At 44.2% G+C, this 24,490-nt stretch carries 18 protein-coding genes and 1 pseudogene; 10 read left to right on the plus strand and 9 right to left on the minus strand.

What is annotated here, in order from left to right; genetic code table 11:
- The first annotated feature begins 22 nt into the window (after nt 1-22).
- A pseudogene (locus AB6C75_RS02285) lies at nt 23-663 on the plus strand (DUF2959 domain-containing protein).
- 20 nt (nt 664-683) lie between these two features.
- Nucleotides 684-1,214 (plus strand): AAA family ATPase, encoded by a 531-nt coding sequence (locus tag AB6C75_RS02290; protein ID WP_372106703.1) that lies wholly within the window; start codon nt 684-686, stop codon nt 1,212-1,214.
- A 192-nt stretch (nt 1,215-1,406) separates the two neighbouring features.
- Here AB6C75_RS02290 and typA read toward each other — a convergent pair whose 3' ends face one another.
- Nucleotides 1,407-3,239: a translational GTPase TypA gene (typA, locus tag AB6C75_RS02295; protein ID WP_009848036.1), complete on the minus strand. Its 1,833-nt coding sequence runs from the start codon at nt 3,237-3,239 to the stop codon at nt 1,407-1,409.
- Nucleotides 3,240-3,802: 563 nt separating this feature from the next.
- On the opposite strand from typA, the gene glnA reads away from it, so the two are divergent.
- From glnA to AB6C75_RS02320, 5 genes are all read left to right on the plus strand, one after another.
- Nucleotides 3,803-5,212: a glutamate--ammonia ligase gene (gene glnA, locus AB6C75_RS02300; protein WP_009848037.1), complete on the plus strand. Its 1,410-nt coding sequence runs from the start codon at nt 3,803-3,805 to the stop codon at nt 5,210-5,212.
- A gap of 239 nt (nt 5,213-5,451) precedes the next feature.
- Nucleotides 5,452-6,021, plus strand: coding sequence for a DUF4124 domain-containing protein (locus AB6C75_RS02305; protein WP_135380890.1), 570 nt, complete (start codon nt 5,452-5,454; stop codon nt 6,019-6,021).
- 168 nt (nt 6,022-6,189) lie between these two features.
- Nucleotides 6,190-7,266, plus strand: a complete 1,077-nt coding sequence (gene glnL / locus AB6C75_RS02310) for a nitrogen regulation protein NR(II) (RefSeq protein WP_017099571.1) — start codon at nt 6,190-6,192, stop codon at nt 7,264-7,266.
- Nucleotides 7,267-7,376: 110 nt separating this feature from the next.
- Nucleotides 7,377-8,780, plus strand: coding sequence for a nitrogen regulation protein NR(I) (glnG, locus tag AB6C75_RS02315; RefSeq protein WP_372047666.1), 1,404 nt, complete (start codon nt 7,377-7,379; stop codon nt 8,778-8,780).
- Nucleotides 8,781-8,887: 107 nt separating this feature from the next.
- Nucleotides 8,888-11,461: an EAL domain-containing protein gene (locus tag AB6C75_RS02320; RefSeq protein ID WP_372106707.1), complete on the plus strand. Its 2,574-nt coding sequence runs from the start codon at nt 8,888-8,890 to the stop codon at nt 11,459-11,461.
- A gap of 125 nt (nt 11,462-11,586) precedes the next feature.
- Here AB6C75_RS02320 and hemN read toward each other — a convergent pair whose 3' ends face one another.
- The 5 genes from hemN to AB6C75_RS02345 form a co-directional block, all read right to left on the minus strand.
- A complete protein-coding gene (hemN, locus tag AB6C75_RS02325) occupies nt 11,587-12,978 on the minus strand; it encodes an oxygen-independent coproporphyrinogen III oxidase (RefSeq protein WP_269336499.1) in 1,392 nt (463 codons plus the stop codon).
- Nucleotides 12,979-13,324: 346 nt separating this feature from the next.
- Nucleotides 13,325-13,813 (minus strand): DUF2489 domain-containing protein, encoded by a 489-nt coding sequence (locus AB6C75_RS02330; RefSeq protein ID WP_372106709.1) that lies wholly within the window; start codon nt 13,811-13,813, stop codon nt 13,325-13,327.
- Between the two features lie 6 nt (nt 13,814-13,819).
- Nucleotides 13,820-14,377 (minus strand): Der GTPase-activating protein YihI, encoded by a 558-nt coding sequence (gene yihI, locus AB6C75_RS02335; protein ID WP_004735577.1) that lies wholly within the window; start codon nt 14,375-14,377, stop codon nt 13,820-13,822.
- Nucleotides 14,377-15,015, minus strand: a complete 639-nt coding sequence (locus AB6C75_RS02340) for a class I SAM-dependent methyltransferase (protein ID WP_004735576.1) — start codon at nt 15,013-15,015, stop codon at nt 14,377-14,379. Before AB6C75_RS02340 ends, yihI begins: the two co-directional genes overlap by 1 nt.
- A 557-nt stretch (nt 15,016-15,572) precedes the next feature.
- Nucleotides 15,573-16,190, minus strand: a complete 618-nt coding sequence (locus tag AB6C75_RS02345; protein ID WP_009848044.1) for a cytochrome c — start codon at nt 16,188-16,190, stop codon at nt 15,573-15,575.
- Nucleotides 16,191-16,338: 148 nt separating this feature from the next.
- Here AB6C75_RS02345 and yihA point away from each other — a divergent pair, with 148 nt between their 5' ends.
- Together yihA and AB6C75_RS02355 are read left to right on the plus strand one after the other, a co-directional pair.
- Nucleotides 16,339-16,998, plus strand: coding sequence for a ribosome biogenesis GTP-binding protein YihA/YsxC (gene yihA, locus AB6C75_RS02350; protein WP_102541737.1), 660 nt, complete (start codon nt 16,339-16,341; stop codon nt 16,996-16,998).
- A gap of 230 nt (nt 16,999-17,228) precedes the next feature.
- Nucleotides 17,229-17,834, plus strand: coding sequence for a GTP-binding protein (locus AB6C75_RS02355; protein ID WP_372106712.1), 606 nt, complete (start codon nt 17,229-17,231; stop codon nt 17,832-17,834).
- A gap of 507 nt (nt 17,835-18,341) precedes the next feature.
- On the opposite strand, the gene polA is transcribed toward AB6C75_RS02355, so the two are convergent.
- The 3 genes from polA to hemB all read right to left on the minus strand — a co-directional run bounded on the left by polA (nt 18,342) and on the right by hemB (nt 23,402).
- The gene (gene polA, locus AB6C75_RS02360) at nt 18,342-21,143 is read right to left on the minus strand and encodes a DNA polymerase I (RefSeq protein ID WP_372106714.1); all 2,802 of its coding nucleotides are present in this window, start codon (nt 21,141-21,143) and stop codon (nt 18,342-18,344) included.
- Between the two features lie 693 nt (nt 21,144-21,836).
- Nucleotides 21,837-22,277, minus strand: a complete 441-nt coding sequence (locus tag AB6C75_RS02365; RefSeq protein WP_372106716.1) for a GNAT family N-acetyltransferase — start codon at nt 22,275-22,277, stop codon at nt 21,837-21,839.
- Nucleotides 22,278-22,358: 81 nt separating this feature from the next.
- Nucleotides 22,359-23,402: a porphobilinogen synthase gene (gene hemB, locus AB6C75_RS02370; protein ID WP_009848049.1), complete on the minus strand. Its 1,044-nt coding sequence runs from the start codon at nt 23,400-23,402 to the stop codon at nt 22,359-22,361.
- Between the two features lie 208 nt (nt 23,403-23,610).
- Here hemB and AB6C75_RS02375 point away from each other — a divergent pair, with 208 nt between their 5' ends.
- Nucleotides 23,611-24,372: a TatD family hydrolase gene (locus AB6C75_RS02375; RefSeq protein WP_372106718.1), complete on the plus strand. Its 762-nt coding sequence runs from the start codon at nt 23,611-23,613 to the stop codon at nt 24,370-24,372.
- The last annotated feature ends 118 nt before the right edge of the window (nt 24,373-24,490 follow it).

Below are 24,490 nucleotides of genomic sequence, written 5' to 3' on the forward strand. Positions count from 1 at the left end.
TATTTAACTATAGGAAACTAGGATGCCTTATTTAATAGTTATAGTCCTCTCTATTTTTACTCTTACTGGATGCCAATCAGCTTATTACTCCGCCATGGAGCAAGTGGGTTACCACAAGCGTGACATTATGGTCGACAGAGTGGAAGACGCTAAAGAGTCGCAACAGGACGCTCAGGAAGGTTTACTAGCGCACTTGAAGCTTTGAGTAACCTGACTAATTTTAGTGGCGGCGACCTTGAAGACATGTACAACAAGATTAATGATAAATACCAAGACAGTGAGAAAGCCGCACAAAATGTCAGTGACCGAATTGCTGCGATTGAAGATGTGTCGGGTGCGCTGTTTGAAGAGTGGCAGGGAGAGTTGGACCTTTACACCAGCGATTCACTGCGTCGTTCAAGTGAGAAAAAGCTGCGTGAAACCAAATCGTCTTACCAGACCATGCTTTCAGCGATGAAACGGGCTGAGAAGAAAATGGATCCGGTACTCAACACTCTTCGCGACAACACGCTTTATCTCAAACACAACCTCAATGCGAGTGCCGTTGGTTCATTGCAGGGAGAGTTTATGAGCTTAGAAAAAGACATCGCCTACGCGATAACACAGATGAATGCTGCGATAGCTGAGTCGGATAAGTTCTTAGCACAACTCAACCAAAAATAACGCTTCAGAGACAGAACACGATGAAGCCAATCATTATTACTGGCGGCCCCGGAGCCGGGAAGACAACACTGCTCAATGCCTTGGGTAACGCGGGTTACCCAATATTTGCAGAATCCTCTCGCCAATTGATAGAACAACAGAGCCAACTTGAGAACGGTATTTTACCTTGGTTAGACCTACCGGGATTTGCTTACTTGTGCTTAGACGTGATGAGCGAGCAAAAAGAGCAAGCGAAGCAGCACCAAATTGCTTTTCTTGATCGCGCCATTCCAGATATCTGTGGTTACTTGTCTCAGGCTAATCTTGAGGTTGATGCGAACTACCGAGAAGCAAGCCAAGGCTACCACTCACAAGTCTTGTTCTGTCGGCCTGATGCTTCAATTTATGTACAAGATGATGTGAGACCTTATCCGTTTGAGAAAGCGTTAGAGATTCACCACGCTTTAGTAACAGTCTACCAAGAGCTTGGGTATAAGGTTGTCGAGGTGCCATTTATGTCGGTCGATGAGCGGCTTCAATTCGTTGAGCGTTACTTAGGTACCAAAAGCTAGATCCCCAACTCGGTCGTTCCTCCCTCTTGAAGATGACGAATACTTGAACGCCTTTCGTATCTCGCATCTCGTTTACCCGTATCTACTCCAACACCACATAAAACAAAAGCCCCGAGCAGCTAGGCTACTCGGGGCTTTCTTATTTATTCTAAAACGTATTGCTTGAATAGCTAGAAGCTAGTCAACTGGCAATTAAGCCTTAGCTGGACGTGCTGCACGCTTACGTTCGTTTTCAGTAAGAAGCTTCTTACGGATACGTACGTTTAGTGGCGTTACTTCAACTAGTTCATCTTCATCGATAAACTCAAGAGCTTGCTCTAGAGTGTGCTTGATCGGTGGAGAAAGAACTTGTGCTTCATCAGTACCAGATGCACGAACGTTCGTTAGTTGCTTACCTTTCAGACAGTTTACTGTAAGGTCGTTTGAACGGTTGTGAATACCGATTACTTGACCTTCATAAACTTCATCAGCGTGCTCTGTAAATAGACGACCACGAGCTTGAAGGAAGAACAATGCGTAAGTCAGTGCTTTACCAGTCGCGTTCGAGATTAGAACACCGTTGTTACGTTGACCAATGATACCGCCTTTGTAAGGACCGTAATGATCGAACGAGTGGTAAATAAGACCAGAACCAGACGTCATTGTAAGGAATTCAGTTTGGAAACCGATAAGACCACGAGAAGGCATCATGAAGTCCATGCGAACACGGCCTTTACCATCTGGTGCCATATCTGTTAGCTCACCCTTACGTAGACCGATGCTTTCCATGATCGCACCTTGGTGCTCTTCAACTACATCGATAGTAACCGTTTCGAACGGTTCCATTTTCTGACCATCTTCTTCTTTGATGATTACTTCTGGACGAGATACTGCTAGCTCGAAACCTTCACGACGCATGTTTTCGATCAGGATAGAAAGGTGAAGTTCACCACGGCCTGATACGCGGAAACGGTCTGGACTTTCAGTTTCTTCAACACGTAGTGCAACGTTATGAACCAATTCTTTTTCAAGACGCTCAAGGATGTTACGTGAAGTTACAAACTTACCTTCTTTACCCGCGAACGGAGAAGTGTTTACTTGGAAAGTCATTGTTACTGTTGGTTCATCAACAGATAGAGGTTCCATTGCTTCAACAGTGTTTACGTCACAGATAGTGTCTGAAATTTTCAGCTCACCAAGACCTGTGATTGCAATGATGTCGCCAGCGTTAGCTTGTTCTACTTCGTGACGCTCAAGGCCTAGGTAACCAAGTACAGTACCTACTTTACCGTTACGTTTTTTGCCTTCAGCATTCACGATAGTTACTTGTTGGTTTGGCTTAACAGAACCACGAGTAACACGAGCAACACCGATAACACCTACGTAAGAGCTGTAATCAAGTTGTGAAATTTGCATTTGTAGTGGACCGTCAAGGTCAACTGCTGGCGCTTCTACTGTATCAACAACAGCTTGGAACAATGGTTCCATGTTCTCGCCAGTTTCGCCTTCAGTCATTGTTGCCCAACCGTTTAGAGCTGAAGCGTAAACAACGGTGAAGTCTAGTTGCTCATCTGTAGCACCTAGGTTGTCGAAAAGGTCAAATACTTGATCCATAACCCAATCAGGACGAGCGCCTGGGCGGTCAATCTTGTTGATTACAACGATTGGCTTAAGACCGTGTGCGAATGCTTTTTGCGTTACGAAACGAGTTTGAGGCATTGGGCCATCAACTGCGTCAACGATAAGCAGAACAGAATCAACCATAGACATGATACGCTCAACTTCACCACCGAAGTCCGCGTGTCCCGGAGTATCTACGATGTTGATGCGGTAATCATTCCAGTTGATTGCTGTGTTCTTAGCAAGGATTGTAATGCCACGCTCTTTTTCGATGTCATTCGAATCCATGACACGCTCTTCAGCTTCACCACGAGACTCAAGAGTGCCTGACTGTTGTAGTAGTTTATCAACCAAAGTCGTTTTACCGTGGTCAACGTGCGCGATGATCGCGATATTTCTTAACTTATCAATCTGTGGAGTAGACATGGATTCTCGATTCACTCATAAAAGTAGCCGTCACTTATCTCAAAAGTTTGGATAATAACCGCTAGCTTGATTTAAAAAACGGTCAATAATATACCAGATTCTAGACAAAAACCCAGAAATATGTGATCTGAACCAAGGCTTTTTTCTTTATTAGCGATTCATATCCGCTTAACTTTGGTTCCGTACAGTGTCTAGTCGACTAATTCGTAGGGTTATCGAAAAGTATCACCCGCGAAGTGGGCAACCAAATCTCAGGTAAAATAACAAAAGTGGATTGACAACTTAGGCAATTCATTGCTGAATGGTGTTCGCTTATGTCTCATATTGGTGCACAGATAAATGGTTGCACCAATACAGTGCAACCAAAGATCATTTTGGTGCAAAAGTCAGAGTTCGCAAATCAAGGAAACAAGTAAATCATTGAAATTAATGGAATAATTTTTTTGGCACGTTTTTGGCTATAGATAAATCAGCATCGATTAATGCACGTATAGACATTAATCAATGCTGGTTTCAACCGAATCGAGCTAATACCGAATTAATAACACTGGAGGTTATCCAAGATGTCAGTAGAAAATGTACTATCCCTGATCCAAGAGAACGAAGTTAAATTTATCGACTTACGTTTTACTGATACAAAAGGTAAAGAGCAGCACATCTCTATTCCTTCTCACCAAGTTGATGCAGACTTCTTCGAAGAAGGCAAAATGTTTGACGGCTCTTCAGTAGCTGGTTGGAAAGGCATTAATGAATCTGACATGGTAATGATGCCAGACGCAGCTTCTGCTGTACTGGACCCATTCACAGAAGATGCAACGCTAAACATCCGTTGTGACATCCTTGAGCCTGCAACAATGCAAGGCTACGACCGTGACCCACGCTCTATCGCTAAACGTTCTGAAGAATACCTACGTTCTACGGGTATCGCAGACACAGTTCTAGTGGGTCCAGAGCCAGAATTCTTCCTATTCGATGACGTTAAGTTCTCAAACGACATGTCTGGTTCGTTCTTCAAGATTGATGATGTAGAAGCAGCTTGGAACACAGGTTCTGACATCGAAGGCGGTAACAAAGGTCACCGTCCTGGCGTTAAAGGCGGTTACTTCCCAGTAGCTCCTGTCGATTCATCTCAAGATATCCGTTCAGCAATGTGTCTAGTAATGGAAGAGATGGGCCTAGTTGTTGAAGCTCACCACCACGAAGTTGCAACTGCGGGTCAAAACGAAATCGCAACTCGCTTCAACACGCTAACAACAAAAGCGGATGAGACTCAAATCTACAAGTACGTTGTACACAACGTTGCGCACGCATTTGGCAAAACAGCGACATTCATGCCTAAGCCACTAGTTGGTGACAACGGTTCTGGCATGCACGTTCACATGTCATTGAACAAAGATGGACAAAACTTGTTTGCTGGTGATAAGTACGGCGGCCTATCTGAAATGGCTCTTTACTACATCGGTGGTGTAATCAAGCACGCTCGCGCAATCAACGCATTTGCTAACCCATCAACGAACTCATACAAGCGTCTTGTACCTGGTTTCGAAGCACCTGTAATGCTTGCTTACTCAGCACGTAACCGTTCTGCTTCTATCCGTATCCCAGTAGTACCAAGCCCGAAAGCACGTCGTATCGAGCTACGTTTTGGTGACCCAGCAGCTAACCCATACCTATGCTACTCAGCAATGCTTATGGCTGGCCTTGACGGTATTAAGAACAAGATCCACCCTGGCGAAGCTATGGATAAAGATCTATACGACCTTCCTGCAGAAGAAGCAGCTGAAATCCCAACAGTTGCAGAATCTCTACAAGGTGCTCTAGCAGCACTTAACGAAGACCGTGAGTTCCTAACGGCTGGTGGCGTATTCTCTGACGACTTCATCGATTCTTACATCACTCTGAAATCTGATGACGTACAGCGCGTGAACATGGCTACACACCCACTTGAGTTTGAACTGTACTACTCAGTTTAACCCTTAGTCGGTTAGCATGTAATTCTTACTGCAGTAAAAGCTATTGCAACATGTAAGAAGCACTAAAAAATATTAGGCTCGCCTCGCAGGCGGGCCTTTTTTCTATTCTCCCTCCCCCAGCTTCCTCGTACCATATCTTAAACAAAGCCCTCAGAGGCTGTTGCTATAAATACAATAAAATCAATAACAAAACTAACGTCAAACGTGAAAACACCTAACGGTGGAAAGAAGCTAACGATATGAAAAACATACTGTTCCTAATCGGATTAACAGTCGCATTCTCGTGCTCTGCTCAAACGGTGTACACCTGGGAAGATGAGGATGGTGTGCTTCACTTTAGTGATACCCCTACCGATCAAGGTGCGGAGGCTCTTCGTCTACCTGACGTACAAGCTTCCGCGCCAGCCCCTAAATTTGAGGCCTCAACGCCTGTTGACGCTGCAGATCCCTCTACAGCTAAAACGGCAACACCAGCTCAAGCTCAGGAAAAAACGGATAACACGAAACGAGAGGTACCCGCTCAGTTAGCCCTCAGCATGCTGACTCCAGTTCATGATCAAACCATCCGCAGCAACCGTGGCTTAATCCCAATAAAAATAGAACTCAACCGCAAGCTTGGTATTGGAGAGCAGTTGCAATTGATGCTCGATGGTCGTCGTTATGGCGCTCCACAAACCCAACCTAATTGGGAATTGAAAGGTATCGATCGAGGCACTCACACCATTGCAATTCAAGCACATAGAAGCGGCAAGCTTATTGCATCTACTAGTCCAGTCACCGTGTATTTACATCGAGCGACGCTCAAGTAAGCCAATGTGTTAAAAGAGGCCAAATTACCTCTACTTTTCACCTGATCGAAGCAGCTTTCAGCGACTCTAATGAATTATCTTTAGCTTCTGGTTGATATGCGCCATACTTGAACTTAGCTTCGCACCAATTTGGTGCAATGAGAAAAACACCAGTTCAAGGACGAAATAGTGAATCGATCAGCCAAAAGCGACAGCATAGATACACATCATCTTTCCAGCGCCATTCTCGACAATATGGTGACCTCAACATTGATGCTCGATGAGCAACTGTATGTCCGATACGCCAACCCGGCGGCTGAACAACTCTTTTCGCAAAGTGCACGACGTATCGTTGATCACCCTCTGAGCCAGCTTATCCAGCACGCCTCACTGGATTTAGCGCTGTTGACTCAACCGCTACAAAGTGGCCAGAGCATTACCGACAGTGACGTTACCTTTGTGGTTGATAACCGCCCACTAATGCTTGAGGTAACGGTGAGCCCAATCTCTTGGCAGCGAGAAACGCTGTTATTGGTTGAGATGCGCAAGATAGACCAACAAAGACGCCTCAGCCAAGAGCTCAACCAACACGCACAACAACAAGCGGCTAAACTATTGGTGCGTGGATTAGCCCATGAGATTAAGAATCCATTGGGCGGATTAAGAGGAGCCGCGCAGCTACTTGGTAAAATGCTCCCTGATCAGTCCCTTAATGAATATACGCAGATCATTATTGAGCAAGCCGACCGCCTGAGAGCTTTGGTCGATCGCCTGCTTGGCCCACAGAAACCGGGGACCAAATCGGAAGAGAACCTTCACCAAATACTTGAAAAAGTAAGGCAACTCGTCGAGCTAGAATCAGGCTCAACACTCATCATCGAACGAGACTACGACCCGAGCCTACCGGACATCTTGATGGATTCAGCACAGGTAGAACAAGCCATGCTCAACATAGTGAGCAACGCAGCTCAGATTCTGAAGGCTCAAGAATCAGGGAAAATCACCATTCGCACCAGAACGGTGCATCAAGCAAACATTCATGGTCAGCGACACAAACTCGCCGCTCGCATTGAGATCTGCGACAACGGCCCAGGTATCCCCGATGAATTGAAAGACACCCTGTTTTACCCAATGGTCAGCGGACGAGAAGGAGGCACAGGGCTAGGGCTATCGATATCTCAAAACCTGATCGATCAACACAATGGGAAAATTGATGTTGAAAGCTGGCCGGGCAACACCACATTCACGATTTATTTGCCGATATAAACAAAGCTGGGTCTCCCACTGGAAACAACGTTTCATTAGCAACACTGAATACCGAACAATAAAAACAACAATGATTATCACAATAGATTTGGCTGCAAAGGAATTGAATTATGAGTAAAGGATACGTTTGGGTCGTCGATGACGACAGCTCTATCCGCTGGGTAGTAGAGAAAACACTTTCATCTGCGGATATAAAGTGTGAAACATTTGCTGATGCAGAGAGCGTATTACTTGCTCTTGAGCGCGAGACGCCAGATGTATTGGTATCTGATATTCGCATGCCCGGCATTGACGGTATTGAGCTTTTGCATCAGGTTCATCAACGCTCTCCCGACCTGCCAGTGATCATTATGACCGCGCACTCAGACCTTGATGCGGCGGTCAATGCTTATCAAAAAGGCGCTTTTGAGTATCTGCCTAAGCCGTTCGATATCGATGAGACACTGACTTTAGTAGAGCGAGCAATCGCCCACAGCCAAGAGCAAAAGCGAGAACAAGCCAGCGAAGCAGTAGAAGACACCAACGCGCCAGAAATCATTGGCGAAGCGCCTGCGATGCAAGAAGTCTTCCGCGCCATTGGTCGTTTGTCTCGGTCATCCATTTCCGTACTGATCAATGGTGAATCAGGTACAGGTAAAGAACTAGTCGCACACGCCTTACATCGTCACAGCCCAAGAGCGAAAAAGCCCTTTATCGCCCTGAACATGGCTGCGATTCCCAAAGATCTCATCGAGTCAGAGCTGTTTGGCCATGAGAAAGGAGCCTTTACTGGAGCCAACAGCGTTCGCCAAGGACGCTTCGAGCAAGCCAACGGGGGTACTCTGTTTCTTGATGAGATTGGCGACATGCCACTCGATATTCAGACTCGACTACTGCGCGTGCTGTCTGATGGCCAGTTTTATCGCGTAGGTGGACATTCTGCGGTTAAGGTCGATGTTCGTATCGTTGCCGCAACCCACCAAGATCTTGAGCGCTTAGTACATGACGGTGGTTTCCGTGAAGACCTTTTCCATCGACTCAACGTTATCCGAATCCATATTCCGGCACTGCGCGAACGTAAACAGGACATTGAAAAGCTGACTCACCACTTCCTAGCATCAGCCGCTGAAGAGCTTGGTGTAGAAGTGAAGACACTACACCCAGAGACCATTCTGAAGCTCAATCAGCTCAATTGGCCGGGTAACGTGCGTCAGCTTGAGAACATTTGTCGTTGGTTAACAGTAATGGCAAGTGGTAGTGAAATACTTCCTTCGGATCTGCCTCCTGAGTTGTTGGAAGAGAAGGTTGTGATCAACGAAGGCACTGATGGTAATTGGCAACAACTGCTGGCTAATTGGGCCAAGATTGCGCTTGATTCCGGCGAAAAAGAGCTGCTGACTTATGCTCTACCCGAGTTTGAACGTATATTATTAGAGGCCGCACTCAACCATACTAATGGCCATAAACAAGATGCAGCGAAAGTTTTAGGATGGGGAAGAAATACCCTTACTCGTAAACTCAAAGAGTTGTACTGATCTTTATATGCCTCTACATACATATTTTTTAAAGCTAAAAAGTGTCGCTTGCTTTGAATAGTATCGGTACAATTACAGTACACTATCTATCCAAACTGTAGCTAAAGATGTCTTTGAAAACACAAATTACCTTGAGAACCGCAGTGGTTCTGCCATTCGTGATGATATTTCTCTTCACTATGGGCGTAATGATTTTCACTCAAAAGCAAAGCTACAAGGAGATGGTGAGTGATATTAGTGCGCGCCAACTAACATCACTCACTGATAACGTTCATCAAAGCCTTGCCGATTTTTTAGAAAAGCCATTTCACGCTAACCTTTCACTAAGTCATAACATCGGTTATCACAACCTTTATAAAGAGGGAAATCTTAGTCAGGTTCAAGACTATATTCTTTACAAGTTTTCTGCGCATTTTCAAGCGATCCCTCAGCTTGATGTAATCGGCTTTGGTTCTGAAGATGGTAACTATGTCGGCTTTCGAAAAGAAACAAACCGCGGCTTAACTTTAATGGCCCGGGATGATCGAACTCAAGGCAAACTTGTCATTTATCGTGGTAATACGATTAGCGGAGACATTCGAACCATAATTTCAGGTTATGACCCTAGAGTTCGCCCTTGGTACACTCCAGTAGTGACACAGAACAAGGCTGTATGGTCATCAATTTATGCCAATGCAGATGAACGACAAGAGATCACTTTATCGGCTCTCGCTCCTATCTATAGTGATAACGAGCTCAAAGGTGTCCTCGCCAGCGATATTAAGATCAACACCTTTAATGCTTTTCTCAAGGATCTCAAAGATAAAACGGATGCCTCTGTTTATATTATTGATAAGCAACAGCGCTTAGTCGCTCATTCGGGCGGAGGCAGCGTGGTCTCTTGGGGAACAGGACAAACAGACAAAGGCCAGCGCTTGTTAGCAACAGAGAGTGCTAACGCGGTAATACGTGAAAGTGCCCGTTATGTAGATAAGTTTCATCTAATCGATGATTTAAATGTGCAGCGCTTTAGTTTTAATTTAGATAACGAACGATATTTCAATCAACTTACCCCTTATGAAGATGAGTACGGCATCACTTGGATTATTGGTATGTCGATCCCAGAAAGTAGCCTACTTGGTGAATTACCAAAAAACCAAAGAAACAGTTGGTTACTCGGTCTAACGCTCAGTTGCATTGGTATTATCGCTGGATTAATTGCCTTTAATCGCGTAACTCAACCCATCACTTCAACTGCAGGGGCAGCAAAGCGCCTCGCCAAAGGTGACTGGGAGACGAGCATGCCAAAAACGGGCAACATCTATGAAATTAGCATGTTAACTGCGTCATTTAATGAAATGACCAACAATTTAAAGGCTTCTTTTCAGGCGTTACAGGCTCAACTTACCTATGACTCATTAACCAAACTGTATAGTCGTGAAGGCTTTATTGATACAGCCAAGAAAAACCCTGAAAACGAAAAAGGTACACTTTATTTAATTGGTATTGACCGCTTTCGAGATATTAATGATAGCCTCGGCCATTACAATGGTGACCAACTGCTTATCATTGCGGCCGCTCGTTTAAGAGGTACGCTACCATCGAACTTCCTGTTAGCTCGAACTGGCGGGGATGAATTTGCGATTTACGCTCCTAACATCAATCAAATAGATGACGTCCAGCTACTGACGAGCCGCTTACTTCGAATCTTTACCTCCCCATTTGCCATGGAATCAGAAAGCGTGGTCATCAAAGTATCAATGGGTGTCGTGAATGTCTCGAACGTCAACGACATTACACTGCTGCTACGCAACAGCAGTATAGCCTTGAGCAACGCAAAGCAAGACAAAACCAGTGTCAGTATTTACAACCCAGAAATGGGCAAAGCATCGAGATATCGTACCAAGATGCTGGCACGTCTTAACAAGGCAATTGAGCTTCAGCAGTTCGAGCCCTTCTATCAGCCTATAATCGACCTGGAATCTGGAGCTACCATAGGTGCCGAGGCTTTAGCTCGTTGGGTAACGGACGAGGGTATAATCTCACCTTTGGAGTTCATTCCTTTAGCAGAAGAAACAGGATTGATATACGACATTGGTAAGCAGATCTTGCACAAGTCGTGTCGAGATACTGCAATTGCGATTGAATCTGGAAAATGGAATAAAGACTTCTCTATTCACGTTAACTTATCTGTCGACCAACTGAGTGAAAGCGGATTTATTGAATTGGTTAAAACCACGCTGCGTGACACCAAATTACCAGCCCAAAACCTGACGCTAGAGATCACTGAATCACGCATCGTCGACAATGACCAAACCATCATCGATAATATGCTGACGCTAAAAGCACTAGGCATCTCGATTGCAATTGATGACTTTGGTACCGGCTATTCGTCACTGGCTTACTTACACAAAATGCCATTTGATTGCTTAAAGATCGATCGCAGCTTCGTCAGTAAGTTGGAAAAAGAGAACCTAGACAGCTCCATCGTCGCGGCCATCGTCAACATTACCAAGGGTTTCAAAGTGAGTTTGGTGGCAGAAGGCGTTGAAACACAACAACAAGCTGAACTACTCAAGCAGCTTCAATGCCCATTAGCTCAAGGTTTCTTATACAGCCGTCCAGTTCCGTTTGACCAATGGCCTACCGACCTAGGCAGTAAGCTAAATGCCAAGTTTAAAACGAATAACAAAGTCGAATAAAACGCAGAGGCTAAACAGGGCACCAAAGAGAGCCTCGCCTAAATCAGGCAGAAACCGAATGAGTCAGATACAAAAATGCCAGCATGATGCTGGCATTTTTTATGTTTCTATTCTCTATCGAGTTATTAGATGACGCGAGAGAATTGCTGTTGGCGAGCCTTGGCACGTAGGTATTTATCAAAACACATACAGATGTTACGGATCAGCAAACGGCCACGCAAAGTTACGCGGATTTCTTTGTCATCGACTTCAACCAACTCATCGTTGATAAAGGTTTGTAGAAGCTCTAAATCTTCTTTGAAGTAGCGATTAAAGTTAACCGAGAACTCAGATTCGATCATTGTTTTATCAAGCTTGAAGTTACAAATCAGCTGCTTGATCACTTCACGACGTAGAAGGTCGTCACTGTCTAGTGCAACACCTTTCCAAAGTGCATGGCGCAGGTCATTCACTTGAGCGTAGTACTTCTTCAGCTCTTTCTGGTTTTGAGCGTAAGCATCACCGACCATTGAGATAGCAGAAACACCGAAACCAATTAAGTCAGCTTCACCTTGGGTCGTGTAGCCTTGGAAGTTACGATGCAGAATACCTTCACGTTGTGCTACGGCTAGCTCGTCTTCAGGTAATGCGAAGTGATCCATACCTATGAACTGATAACCCGCCCCAGTTAGCGTCTCGATAGTATCTTGTAAGATAGCCATCTTCTCTTTAGCTTCAGGTAGGTCTTCATCTTTTATCTTACGCTGCGCAGCAAACAGTTGCGGCATGTGTGCGTAGTTAAATACAGATAAACGGCCCGGCTTCATTTCTAACACTTGCTTCAATGTTTCAGCGAACAAAGCTTGAGTCTGCTTTGGTAGGCCGTAGATCAAATCCAGGTTAGTTGAACGGAAGCCTAGCTCTGTCGCACGTTGAACCATTGCAATAATGAACTCTTCATCTTGCTCACGGTTAACCAGCTTCTGTACTTCTTTATTAAAGTCTTGCACGCCAATGCTCAGGCGGTTGAAGCCTTCATTTCGAAGGTGGTCAAGTACGTCTAGCTCAATCTCACGCGGGTCAACTTCAATACTGATTTCAGCGTCAGCGGTGAAGTTAAACTCTTCACGCAAAATGCCCATCAAACGAGTGATTTGTGTTTTGGTCAAGAACGTTGGTGTACCACCACCGAAGTGCAGTTGAGTCACTTTACGGCCATTCAATAAAGAGGCGCGCTGGCGGATTTCATGTTCAATCACATCCAAGTACTCATCCGCTTTATGCGAGTGACGAGTAATGACTTTATTACAACCACAGTAGTAACAAAGCTTATGACAGAACGGGATATGCACGTAAAGAGAGAGTGGACGCTCAGGGTACTGAGTACACGCCATGTCGTAATCAGCGACGGTAAACGCTTCATGAAACTCCAACGCTGTTGGATATGAAGTGTAACGAGGTCCCGAATAGTTGTACTTGTTTAAGATCTCTTGATCCCAAACGATTTGCTGATTCGTTGTTACTGGCTTGATCGACATAGCGGTAATTCCAATTTAGATCCGCGAGAACCTAAGGTCTCTCAAATCATTTTACATACATTAAAATATAGACGGGTTATTTTGCCACACGACCAGTAAGGTCGTTCCAAGACAAAATCAATTTTTCAGACAAAAACTCAGAACTGCTAGCTTGATCACTAACAAAGCGTCGGGATTAACGAGACGCAAAAGGTAAGAAGGCTCATTTAACATTGTCTATTAAAAGATAAGGCGACTTAAAAACAAGATGCATTTAAGATGAAAAGTCTTAAATGCATAGGTATTAAAAGCAGCGCGTCTAAAAACGGAATGTTAAACAAGCCTCTATATTTAAAAGTCTTAGTGACTAGATCATCTGAATGTTGATTTGGTTGTTGAGAGGCTTAACCTTCTCCTGCAACCTTTTCAAATCTTCAATGACCGCATCATTCAAGCGAGTCTCCGCCTTATGGCGTGTGAGATTCTGCTGCCTGCGCTCTTTCTTCGTCAGTTCCTGCCTTCCGTCTCCGCGAGCCATATCTTTTACGATATGGTACAGCTCAGAAAGAGCAGGATACTCAGAATCAAAATCGACACGCTCATCACCCTGAACGTTATCCATAATGATACACACTCGGATACTGATCTCAGGTAAGTCACACTGGCCTTGAATACCCGCTAAGCACAAAGTATTTACGTTTTCGTAAATCGTCGCGTTACGTTTTTCAATGGCAAGTGCTTGATGCTGCTTTTGCAACTCCGTCTGCTTCTTCACTTGAAGTAGAAGGTAACCTGCGTAAGAGCCCAAGCCGAGAATGATAATTCCACCAGCAATTGCTAATAAGGTTACGTTCATTGGCTATTAACCTTTAAAGCTGTCTAAGTCGAAATCTTCGAATTGAGATAGCAAGTCTTCGTCAGAGCTTGCTTTCTTCTTAGATGCAACCGGTGCTTCTTCGAAGATCTCTTCTTCATCGTCTTCTGGTTCTAGCAGACCTAAGCGGCCCATTAGGTGTTCGATACGATCAAGTTTCTCATCAACAAACTTCTGCAGACCAGCACCTAGGTTTTCACCATTTTCGATACGATCTAGCAATGTGTTCAATTGAGCATCATTCTCAAGCATCTCTAACTCTTGTTCGTTAGATAGCTTGCGCTCTTGTTTCGTCGACTTCTTCGCTGGTTCAACAATCAGCGGGATTTTTTTCTTGCTACCTAAACGAGGGTCGCGAGCTAGTGCAGCTTTACGCTGTTTTGCTTCGCTACCATCTGAGTGACGGCTGCCCGACTTAAGGCCTTTACGCTTTTTAACACGCTTACGTTCACGACCTTCAACATCAGATTCACTACGGTTACGAGTAACCATAGGTTCCGGAGCGCCAAGTGCTCCCGGTTTTCTTGATTTCTTACTACGACCCATTACTGCACTTTCCTCAGTAAAATTACATCATTTCCAAAAAATTCTAGTTCGAGCTTATCCCGCTCTGCCAAAAACTGGAATGTTTGACGACTAAAGAAGACGACATGTGTCGGGTCATTCTTGTAGTGCCAACCAGCAAACGCGTCTACGTCTATTACTAGTTTAGTCATAAGACCAATCCAGCCCTTGGGTTTAACTAAATTCAACCATTGCTGCCACACTTTGTCTGGGTGATAAAGATGCTCTATCACCTCCGTGGCAGTCATAAAGTCATACGTTTTTTCCAACACAGAAGCTTCTGGGTGGTAATAGATATCGTACAACTCCATGGTGTGTCCGGCTTCTTCTAACATAATAGATAGCGTAGGGCCTGGGCCACAACCAAAATCCAACCCGTGTGAGTTAGATGAAATTTTGTCTGTTAGTGGATCCGCGATGCGAGATAGAAAACGGCGATAGCCTGCATCACTAGGATCGTTCTCATGGAGATCATAGTGTGCTTTTTCTTCTTTTGCTTCTAACCTTTGTTCAGGTTTAACAAATACCAGTTCACATTGCTGACACTGCAGATAGGCTCTGCGTTTGTCTTCAAAATAGTGATTCACGCCTTGGTGATGGCATAAGGGACAAGTATACATAGCACATCCTTAAACAGGGATGCGAAACATACCAGAAACTGAGTTTATAGTGGAGAGGTATTGGGTGTTTTTTCATCAAATCAATAAAAAAAGCGATAGGAAAACCTATCGCTCTCTAAATCTGCCTATATCGGCCAAAATTTGCATACTCAACTTAGTACACAAATCTCCATTTGTTATTGGTGCTTTCCATGCCAAATTTGTTTGTTGTTCATCGTCCTGATGAGTTTTGGCTATCCTTTTCTAACACCTTGTTGCTGGGCTGTCCTAGCCTGATCCGTTTCTGTCTATACCGTTAGACTAGATGACCATCCGTATCTAAGTCAGCTCCTAGCTGATGACGGCTACTTTACCTTTTTACAAAAAGACTACAAGAGTGCGAGCTCACACTTCTGTACACAATTCGAACACGCATTGATAAATTAGACATTAACACAAACCGGATATATAAAATCAATACAAAAGAAAACGCCCCAACCATTACTGATCGGGGCGTCTCTTCAATCTCGCTCGAACGTACATTTCATTACTCTGGCTAAGAGCAAGAAACCGACATATTAGTGTAAACCACCAACGTACTTCGATAAGGTATCAATATCTGCGTCTGTTAACTTTTTAGCTACATCACGCATCATCGCATTCATGTCGTTATTACGGTTACCATCGCGGAATTTCTCAAGTTGAGCCTTGATGTAATCTGCGTGCTGACCTGAAATCTTAGGGAAACCAGAAAGTTCGGTACCATTACCACGAGGGCCGTGACAAGCAATACAAGCCGTTACGCCGCGTTCTGCGTTACCCGCAGTGTAAAGAACCTTACCTTCATCTACTACATTTTCAGGAGTAGAGTTACTAGAGATAGGGAGAGATGCGTAGTATGCCGCTAGGTCAGCCATATCTTCTTCAGATAAAGGCATCGCCATTGCACCCATTACAGGCTCGTAACGACCTTGTTTACCACCACTCGTCATACCTAGCTTAAGCTCTTTTAACTGCTTCTCTAGATACTTCTCATGTTGACCAGCCAGCTTAGGATACTGAGTGATCAGACTGTTGCCGTCAGCACCGTGGCAGGCAACACATGTTTGTGATTTGGCTTTACCAGCTTCAATACTACCTTGAGCCCATACTGAGCAGCTGGCTAAAAGACTCAAAATTAGCGCTAATTTCTTCATGACATTCCATTATAATTATCAAGCTTCCAGTACCACTCTATGTTGCCACTCATGGTACAATAGGCGACCTTATGCCGAGCACGGTTATTTTACACAAATTCACAAAAAAGTAATCAATCGACTACACAAAGTCGAGATGGAGTTAACAGTGAGCGTAAAAATTCATTATCAAAACACGCATTTCATTACCAGTGCACCTGATATTCGTCACTTACCAGAAGACGAAGGGATCGAAATTGCGTTTGCAGGACGCTCCAATGCTGGTAAATCTAGCGCACTAAACCGCGTTACAAACCAAAAAAGCTTGGCGAAAACCAGTAAAACCCCAGGTCGAACTCAGCTAATTAACCTATTTAAGGTTACCGACGGCTGTCATATTGTCGATTTACCGGGATATGGCTTCGCTCAAGTACCACTTGAAATGAAGAAAAAATGGCAGAAGTCGCTAGGCGAATACCTACAACGACGCGAAAGCCTAAAAGGTTTAGTGGTATTGATGGATATCCGTCACCCAATGAAGGACCTTGACCAACAAATGATCTACTGGGCTATCGATAGCCGCATCCCAGTACAGGTTTTGTTAACAAAAGCAGACAAACTGAAAAGCGGTGCGCGTAAAGCACAGCTACTGAAAATCCGTAATGATGCGAAATCTTTCGGTGGTGATGTAGCGGTTGATGTCTTCTCTTCAATGAAGGGCATCGGAGTTGACCAACTGCGTGCCAAGATGGATGAGTGGTTTGCTCCGGTATTTGCCGATCAAATCCTTGATGAATTAGCTGACGAAGAGCAAAACGACTCAGAGTAATTCCTCTATATAGATCTTTATCTATAATTAGAGGCTAAAACACTTACAGCAAGTGATTTAGCCTTATCAATACCCTGCCTTATATAGGTGGGGTATTTTTTTGCCCAAAAATTAGTGAGTTAAACCTAAGTCTTGAGAATTAAAGACAAGATTAATCAGTTAGAAGCGATAGAAGTGAACCATACTAAAAGAAAACCTTTAACAAACTAAACAGTGAGAAAGGAATACTCATGTGGAAAAAACCCTTGGCGACCATCGCACTTATATTGATCTCATTTTCCGGTGTAGCATCTGAAGCGGAACAGCCCAAGACCGAGGCCGCTCTAGTCAATGTTGATATGACTTTAGACCTAGATGGTATGGAAAAGTATGCAAAAGACGCGAGTGAGTCCCTTGAGGTGATATCGCAATCTTTGCAGGCGATAGTCAACAACCCCAACCTCAGCAATGACCAACAACAAGCCTTGAATCAAACCGTTGAAAGCATCAATCAGCTTGCGAGCTCCACCAAGACATCACTCAATCAACTCCCACAAGTCTTAGACCAATCTCGACTCGCCTTTAAGAAAACCAGTCAATTACTGCTAGATGATATCCAAACTAAAATCATTATTGCGTTGGCAGCCGTTATCACTGTCATTGTTATCGCGTTGACCGCTATCTATCTACTTATCCTAAAACCCATGCAGCAAACCTTGGTGGAAGCGACCAACAATATCTCTTCTATGGCGCAATCTATCCAGATCACGGCCGAAGCTCTGAAATACAGCACAGAGAAACAACAGGAAATCATGGACTACATTGAGCATTCACCCACTCAATGTACTGATAAATAAGACGTAAACGATCAATGCATTATGAGTCACTTGTAAAATAAAAGTTATTTTCAAGAATAAAACAATGCACTTAGAGACGGATTAAAATTACCAATTGCTGATTGAATTCCAGATCTAAGGCAATCAAGTGTTTATCACGGTGCTTAGGGGAAACGTAACAAAAGGCACTAAAAATGGGAGATTTTACGGGGGAATAGTAGGTTGGAGATATTTTTCTTTCGCACAAGAAAAAACGCCCCAGTCAAATACTGACTGGGGCGGCTGAATCAGCCTAATCCAATAACGTGAAACAAAAGGTCTGAAAGATAGAACATCTTACCTCTGTACCCTACAAGATTTAATGTACAACAATTGCTCAGAAATGAAAACCATTTTTGTAGTTTTTTTTCATGAACGTTTTATTAAAACACCCAAAATCTTCTTATGACTTAACTTTATTCGAGACAAAAAAAAGCCAGTGTTTGTGCACTGGCTCATACTAATTTACTCAATAAGGTCAAAAACTGATTAGTGGGCTTGATCCCAGTTGTCACCGTGGCCAGCTTCCGCGACAAGCGGTACTTCTAGCTCTGCAGCAGATTCCATCAATTCTTGTACTTTACTTTCAATTTCGGCTAAAGCTGACTCTTCCACCTCAAACACCAATTCATCGTGTACCTGCATAAGCAGTTTCACACGACCATCGCCTTCCGCTTGAATCCATTCATCAACCAACAGCATCGCTTTCTTAATGATATCTGCTGCTGTGCCCTGCATTGGCGCATTGATTGCCGCACGTTCAGCAGCCTTACGACGCATGCCATTTCGAGATTGAATCTCAGGAAGGTGCAGACGACGACCGTAAATGGTTTCAACAAAGCCTTGCTCTGAAGCCGCGCTGCGTGTCTCTTCCATATACTGCATCACACCTGGGTAACGCTCAAAGTAAGTATCCATGTAGTGTTGTGCTTCGCCACGAGGAATACCTAGCTGCTTAGCCAAACCAAAAGCACTCATGCCGTAGATAAGACCAAAGTTAACCGCTTTAGCACGACGACGCTGTTCAGTGGTCACACTCTCAATATCAACACCAATGATCTCAGCAGCCGTTGCCGCGTGGATATCTTTGCCTTGTTGGAATGCTTCCAGCAGCGCTTTATCACCCGATAGGTGCGCCATGATACGCAATTCAATTTGAGAGTAATCGACCGCTAGAATCTTCCAACCATGCTGTGCAACGAATGCTTGGCGGATACGACGACCTTCTTCATTACGAATTGGGATGTTCTGTAGGTTTGGATCAGTCGAAGACAAACGGCCCGTCGCGGTCACCGCTTGATGATAAGACGTATGAACACGACCAGTCTCAGCGTTGATCATCTTCGGCAGTTTATCTGTGTACGTCGACTTAAGCTTCGCAAGACCACGATACTCAATGATCAACTTAGGTAGCGGGTAATCAAGCGCCAGCTCTTGAAGCACTTCTTCGTTGGTTGAAGGTGCACCTGATGGCGTTTTCTTGATAACTGGCAGACCCATTTTTTCAAACAGGATCGCTTGCAGTTGTTTTGGCGAGTTCATATTGAACTCTTGCTCTGCTATCTCGTAAGCTTTCTGCTCTAGCTCATCCAGACGAACCGCAATCTCTTGCGATTGAGCCCCTAACAACATGTCATCAATGAATACACCTGTGCGTTCAATGCGAGACATCACAGGAATCAGTGGTACTTCGATTTCTTCATAGATGGTTTTTAGCTTTTCATCTTGCTCAATGTTTTCCATCAGGCGGTTATGAAGACGTAATGTCACGTCAGCATCTTCTGCAGCGTATGGAGACGCCTCACCCAGTTCTATCTGGTTGAAAGTAAGCTGTTTCTTACCTTTACCTGCGATTTGCTCAAATGAGATGCAGCTGTGCTGAAGGAAACGCAGCGCTAGGCTGTCCATGTCATGCTTGCCACCTACGCTATTGAAAACGTAAGACGCCAACATGGTGTCATGTTTAATACCCTTCATTTCGATACCGTAGCGCGCTAGCACACTCATATCGTACTTCAGGTTTTGACCCACTTTAGCTTGAGCATCATCTTCAAGAATCGGTTTAAGTTGTTCAAGTACCCAATCACGATCCAGCTGTTGAGGTGCATCTAGGTAATCATGAGCAACCGGTACGTAAGCGGCAACGCCCTCGTCCGTCGCAAATGATAGACCGACCAGGTTCGCCACCATGTAATCAAGGCTGTCTGTCTCAGTATCAAAAGCAAACAATTCAGCTGCTTTAAGCTTTTCTAACCAAACATTGAATGACGCTTCATCTAGAATCGTTTCGTAGTTGCTACGATCAATCGTTACGGCAGACGTATTCATCTCTACAGTAGAAGCGCTGCTACGTACTGATCCAGCTCCCGCTGCGGAAGATTTCTCATCCGCCTCAACCACGCCGCTGCCACCTTCAAGGAGCTCGTTCAGCCAAGATTTGAAAACCAATTGGCCGTATAGCTTGATCAACTCATCGATATTGGGTTGAGCTTTTACCAATGATTCTGGTGTCTCTTCAAGCTCAACATCTAGCTTGATTGTTGCAAGCTCGTAAGACATGTCAGCATTGGCTTTATTATCAGCCAGCTTCTTAGCCATCGTCTTCGAACCACGGAAACCAAGCGCCGCAATATCATCAAGATTCTGATACAACTTTTCGATACTACCAATGCCTTGTAGCAAAGCCGTCGCTGTCTTGTCACCCACACCCGGAACACCAGGGATGTTATCGACTTTATCACCCATCAGTGCCAAATAATCGATGATCAGTTCTGGCGGGATACCAAACTTCTCAATCACACCTTCGCGATCCATTACCACGTTGGTCATGGTGTTGATCAGAGTAACGTTGTCATCAACTAACTGCGCCATATCTTTATCACCAGTACTGATAAGTACAGGCATCCCCATCGCAGAAGCTTGAGAAGCCAACGTACCAATCACGTCATCTGCTTCAACGCCAGGAATAGAGATAAGTGGCAAACCCATCGCACGAATCACATTGTGCAATGGTTCTATCTGGCAACGAAGATCGTCAGGCATAGGTGGGCGGTTTGCTTTGTACTCTGGGTACATGTCATCACGGAACGTTTTCCCTTTCGCATCAAAAATAACCGCAATACGATCAGAAGCAAATTGACGCATCATGCTGCGTAGCATGTTAACTACACCATAAACAGCGTTCGTTGGGATATCACCATTGCTCATGGTGCCAGGGTAAGCATGGAACGCGCGATATAGGTAAGAAGAGCCATCGATCAGAATCAATGGATTATCAGGAATACGAGCCATAATATTTGTGAATCCAGTAAGTACAGAAATTATCTGTTAAGAATGCCACGTCTGTTGGTTGGGTTCCATGTTGTCGATCTGTATCCGTTCACTCGGTTGTATTCGTTATAATCGATTTGTTGTTATTTTTTGTTCTTAGACGCAAGCGTTCTGTGGATAACTCTGTTTATATTATTTATCCACCCTGTTGAGAAGTAAGGTTAACAAATCAAAAAACACTAACAACACATTGAAAATAAAGAATAATTTTACAGATCGAGCAGATGATCAACGATCTTTTTACGATCCTGCATTGTGGAAAAGAATGCTGATGGCGTTTTATTCATAAAAAAACGTGCCACTAAATATGCATATTGTTGAATTGGAGGTATAAAAAAAGCGACACCCGAAGATGTCGCCTAGCAAAAACTGGTAAAGCCATTCAAATTGAATACCACAGCTTTACCTAAAAGCTATAAATTACACTGGAAGCAATGTGAGCAATGTCGTGTCAAAAAGAACTTAGTACAAGTTCGCGAGAATTCTGTTGGGTAACCAAGTTGATACTTGAGTACTTAACATCCTTGTGAACATTTCCTCATTCCCTAAGACAGGGTTAATAATAATGATTCTCATTTAATAGTCAACAACTAAATGATAATAAATCTCATTAAATTCATTTTAAATGATTTATCCCCCCGATAAAGCAAATCATTAAGCTGATAATTGCTTCATGAAATGGATTCGATTTTCATTAATCTCTTCTTTTTCTTCCAGTTTTTCTATTCGATATCCATTTTTCAATAGTAAACACAGCATCGCAGGGAACTGGTTACGAGATTTTACTTTCAGCTGCTCATAACCCCGATCTTGTGCCCACAGCTCCTGAACATCTAATTGAGCCTGTGCGACCCCCTTATTTCTTGCAAGCGGTGACACACCCCCAAACCAACTATAGAAAGTATTTGAGTTAAGCTCATAACCAATTTTAAAGCCGAGTAACACGTTCGCCTCTTCAGCCACTAAGATCAGGCTCTTTTTCCCTTCAAGCCGAGCTGCCAGTGAAGCGACACTCTCTTTTCTAGCAAACTCAGAGATCTGCTCGACAACAGACACAACCTCTTCCAGTGAACCTTCACGTACTATGACTGACATCTTCTTCCATCCTCATAAGCGAAAGGGCTGACACAATGGCCAACCCTTTTACTGAATATCACTTAAGTTAACGTTAAGTTGTTACTTTTCTTTTAAGTGCTTGGCTGCTTGTGCATTGTCTTCAGCAAGCCACTCTGCAACATCTTTAGCGAAGTAAGTCAGAATGCCATCAGCACCAGCACGCTTAAAGCACAGCAGTGATTCCATAACGGTGTCGCGTTCTTTTAGCCAACCGTTTTGAATTGCTGCTTTGTGCATCGCATACTCACCAGACACTTGATAAGCATACGTTGGTGCTTGAAGTTCATGTTTCACACGACGCACGATGTCTAAATAAGGCATACCAGGCTTAACCATCACCATATCCGCACCTTCATTAAGATCCATTGCCACTTCGTGAATCGCTTCATCGCTGTTGGCAGGATCCATCTGGTAGTTCTTCTTATTACCACCTTTCAGGTTCGAAGCACTGCCGACTGCATCACGGAATGGGCCGTAATAACACGATGCGTATTTCGCAGAATACGCCATAATCTGAGTATGAATATAACCCGCTTCCTCTAACGCTTCACGGATCTTACCAATACGACCATCCATCATATCCGACGGAGCAACCACATCTGCACCGGCTTCAGCATGCGATAACGCCTGCTGAATCAACACTTCAGTCGTTTCATCATTCATCACGTAACCATCTTCATCGATGATGCCGTCCTGGCCGTGAGTAGTGAATGGGTCCAGTGCAACATCAGTAATCACACCCATATTTGGCACGTGCTCTTTTAATGAACGTACCGCACGCTGCACTAAGCCTTCTGAATTATGAGCTTCAGCCGCGCATAAGCTTTTAGCATCTTGGTTCACGACCGGAAACAGAGCAATCGCCGGAACACCCAATTTTGACAGGTAATCCGCTTCTTCAAGCATCAGATCGATCGACAAGCGTTCAACACCCGGCATTGACTCGACAGGCTCGCGGCGGTCTTTACCCATCAGGATAAACATTGGGTAGATGAGGTCATCCACAGACAATTGATTTTCTGCCATTAGGCGACGGCTAAAGTCGTGCTTACGCATACGGCGCATACGGCGACCTGGGAATTGACCTTGAATTGAAACAGACACTAGATTCTCCTTGCCTAGTCTAAGCACCGAAATGCTTAGATATGAAAAGTGCTAAATACAGGCAAAAGCATATCACTGATGGCTCAGGACGCTAGCAGTAAAATATAAAACCCACTCAAAAACAGGGATAAATGGCAAAAAATGACCTTCTCCTCACACTGCCGTATACTCATGACAACTCAGTAAAGACTGCTTTCAGGACAAAATAATGATCGACACCCATGCTCATATTTACGCGAGCGAATTCGATGAAGACCGTGAACAAGTCGTGCAGCGCGCACTGGTTCAAGGTATTGATACCATTCTACTGCCGAACATCGATTTAGATTCTATCGAGCCCATGTTAGCGACGGAAGCTCAGTTTCCTGATGTGTGTCGTTCAATGATGGGCTTACACCCTTGTTATGTGGATGCGAATATCGAGCAAACCCTGAAAACCATTCGAGCTTGGTTTGATAAACATGACTTTATCGCCGTGGGTGAGATTGGGATCGACTTGTACTGGGATAAAACCTTTAAGGCCGAACAAGAGATGGCGTTTGTGACCCAACTGCAGTGGGCAAAAGATCTAGACCTACCTGTCGTGATCCACACGCGTGATTCTATTGAAGAGACACTTGCCCTGCTTCGCCAAGAACAAGATGGCAGCTTACGCGGCGTATTCCACTGTTTTGGCAGCAGCTTAGAGGAAGCTCAAGCGATCAACGAGCTAGGCTTTCATTTAGGTTTAGGCGGCGTATCGACCTTTAAGAACTCGGGGATGGATAAGGTGATTCCACATCTTGATATGAATTACGTCATCCTAGAGACAGATTGCCCATACTTAGCACCAACACCGAATCGCGGTAAACGTAACGAGCCCGCGTACACCGAACTGGTGGCAAAACGCATCGCTGAATTACGCGGAATTACCCTTGAAGAAGTCGAAAATATAACCACCATCAATGCTAAATCATTGTTTAATCTATGATGAATCTATTAATAAGTAATTATTACGGATTTATCCTCAATTTATTTGAGAAAACAATGTGATATGTATACTATCAACCGCCTGCATATGGTGGTAGTTGATTATGTGTGATCATTCA

This window comes from Vibrio sp. 10N.237.312.B06 (assembly GCF_041464685.1).
Taxonomy (GTDB): domain Bacteria; phylum Pseudomonadota; class Gammaproteobacteria; order Enterobacterales; family Vibrionaceae; genus Vibrio; species Vibrio tasmaniensis_A.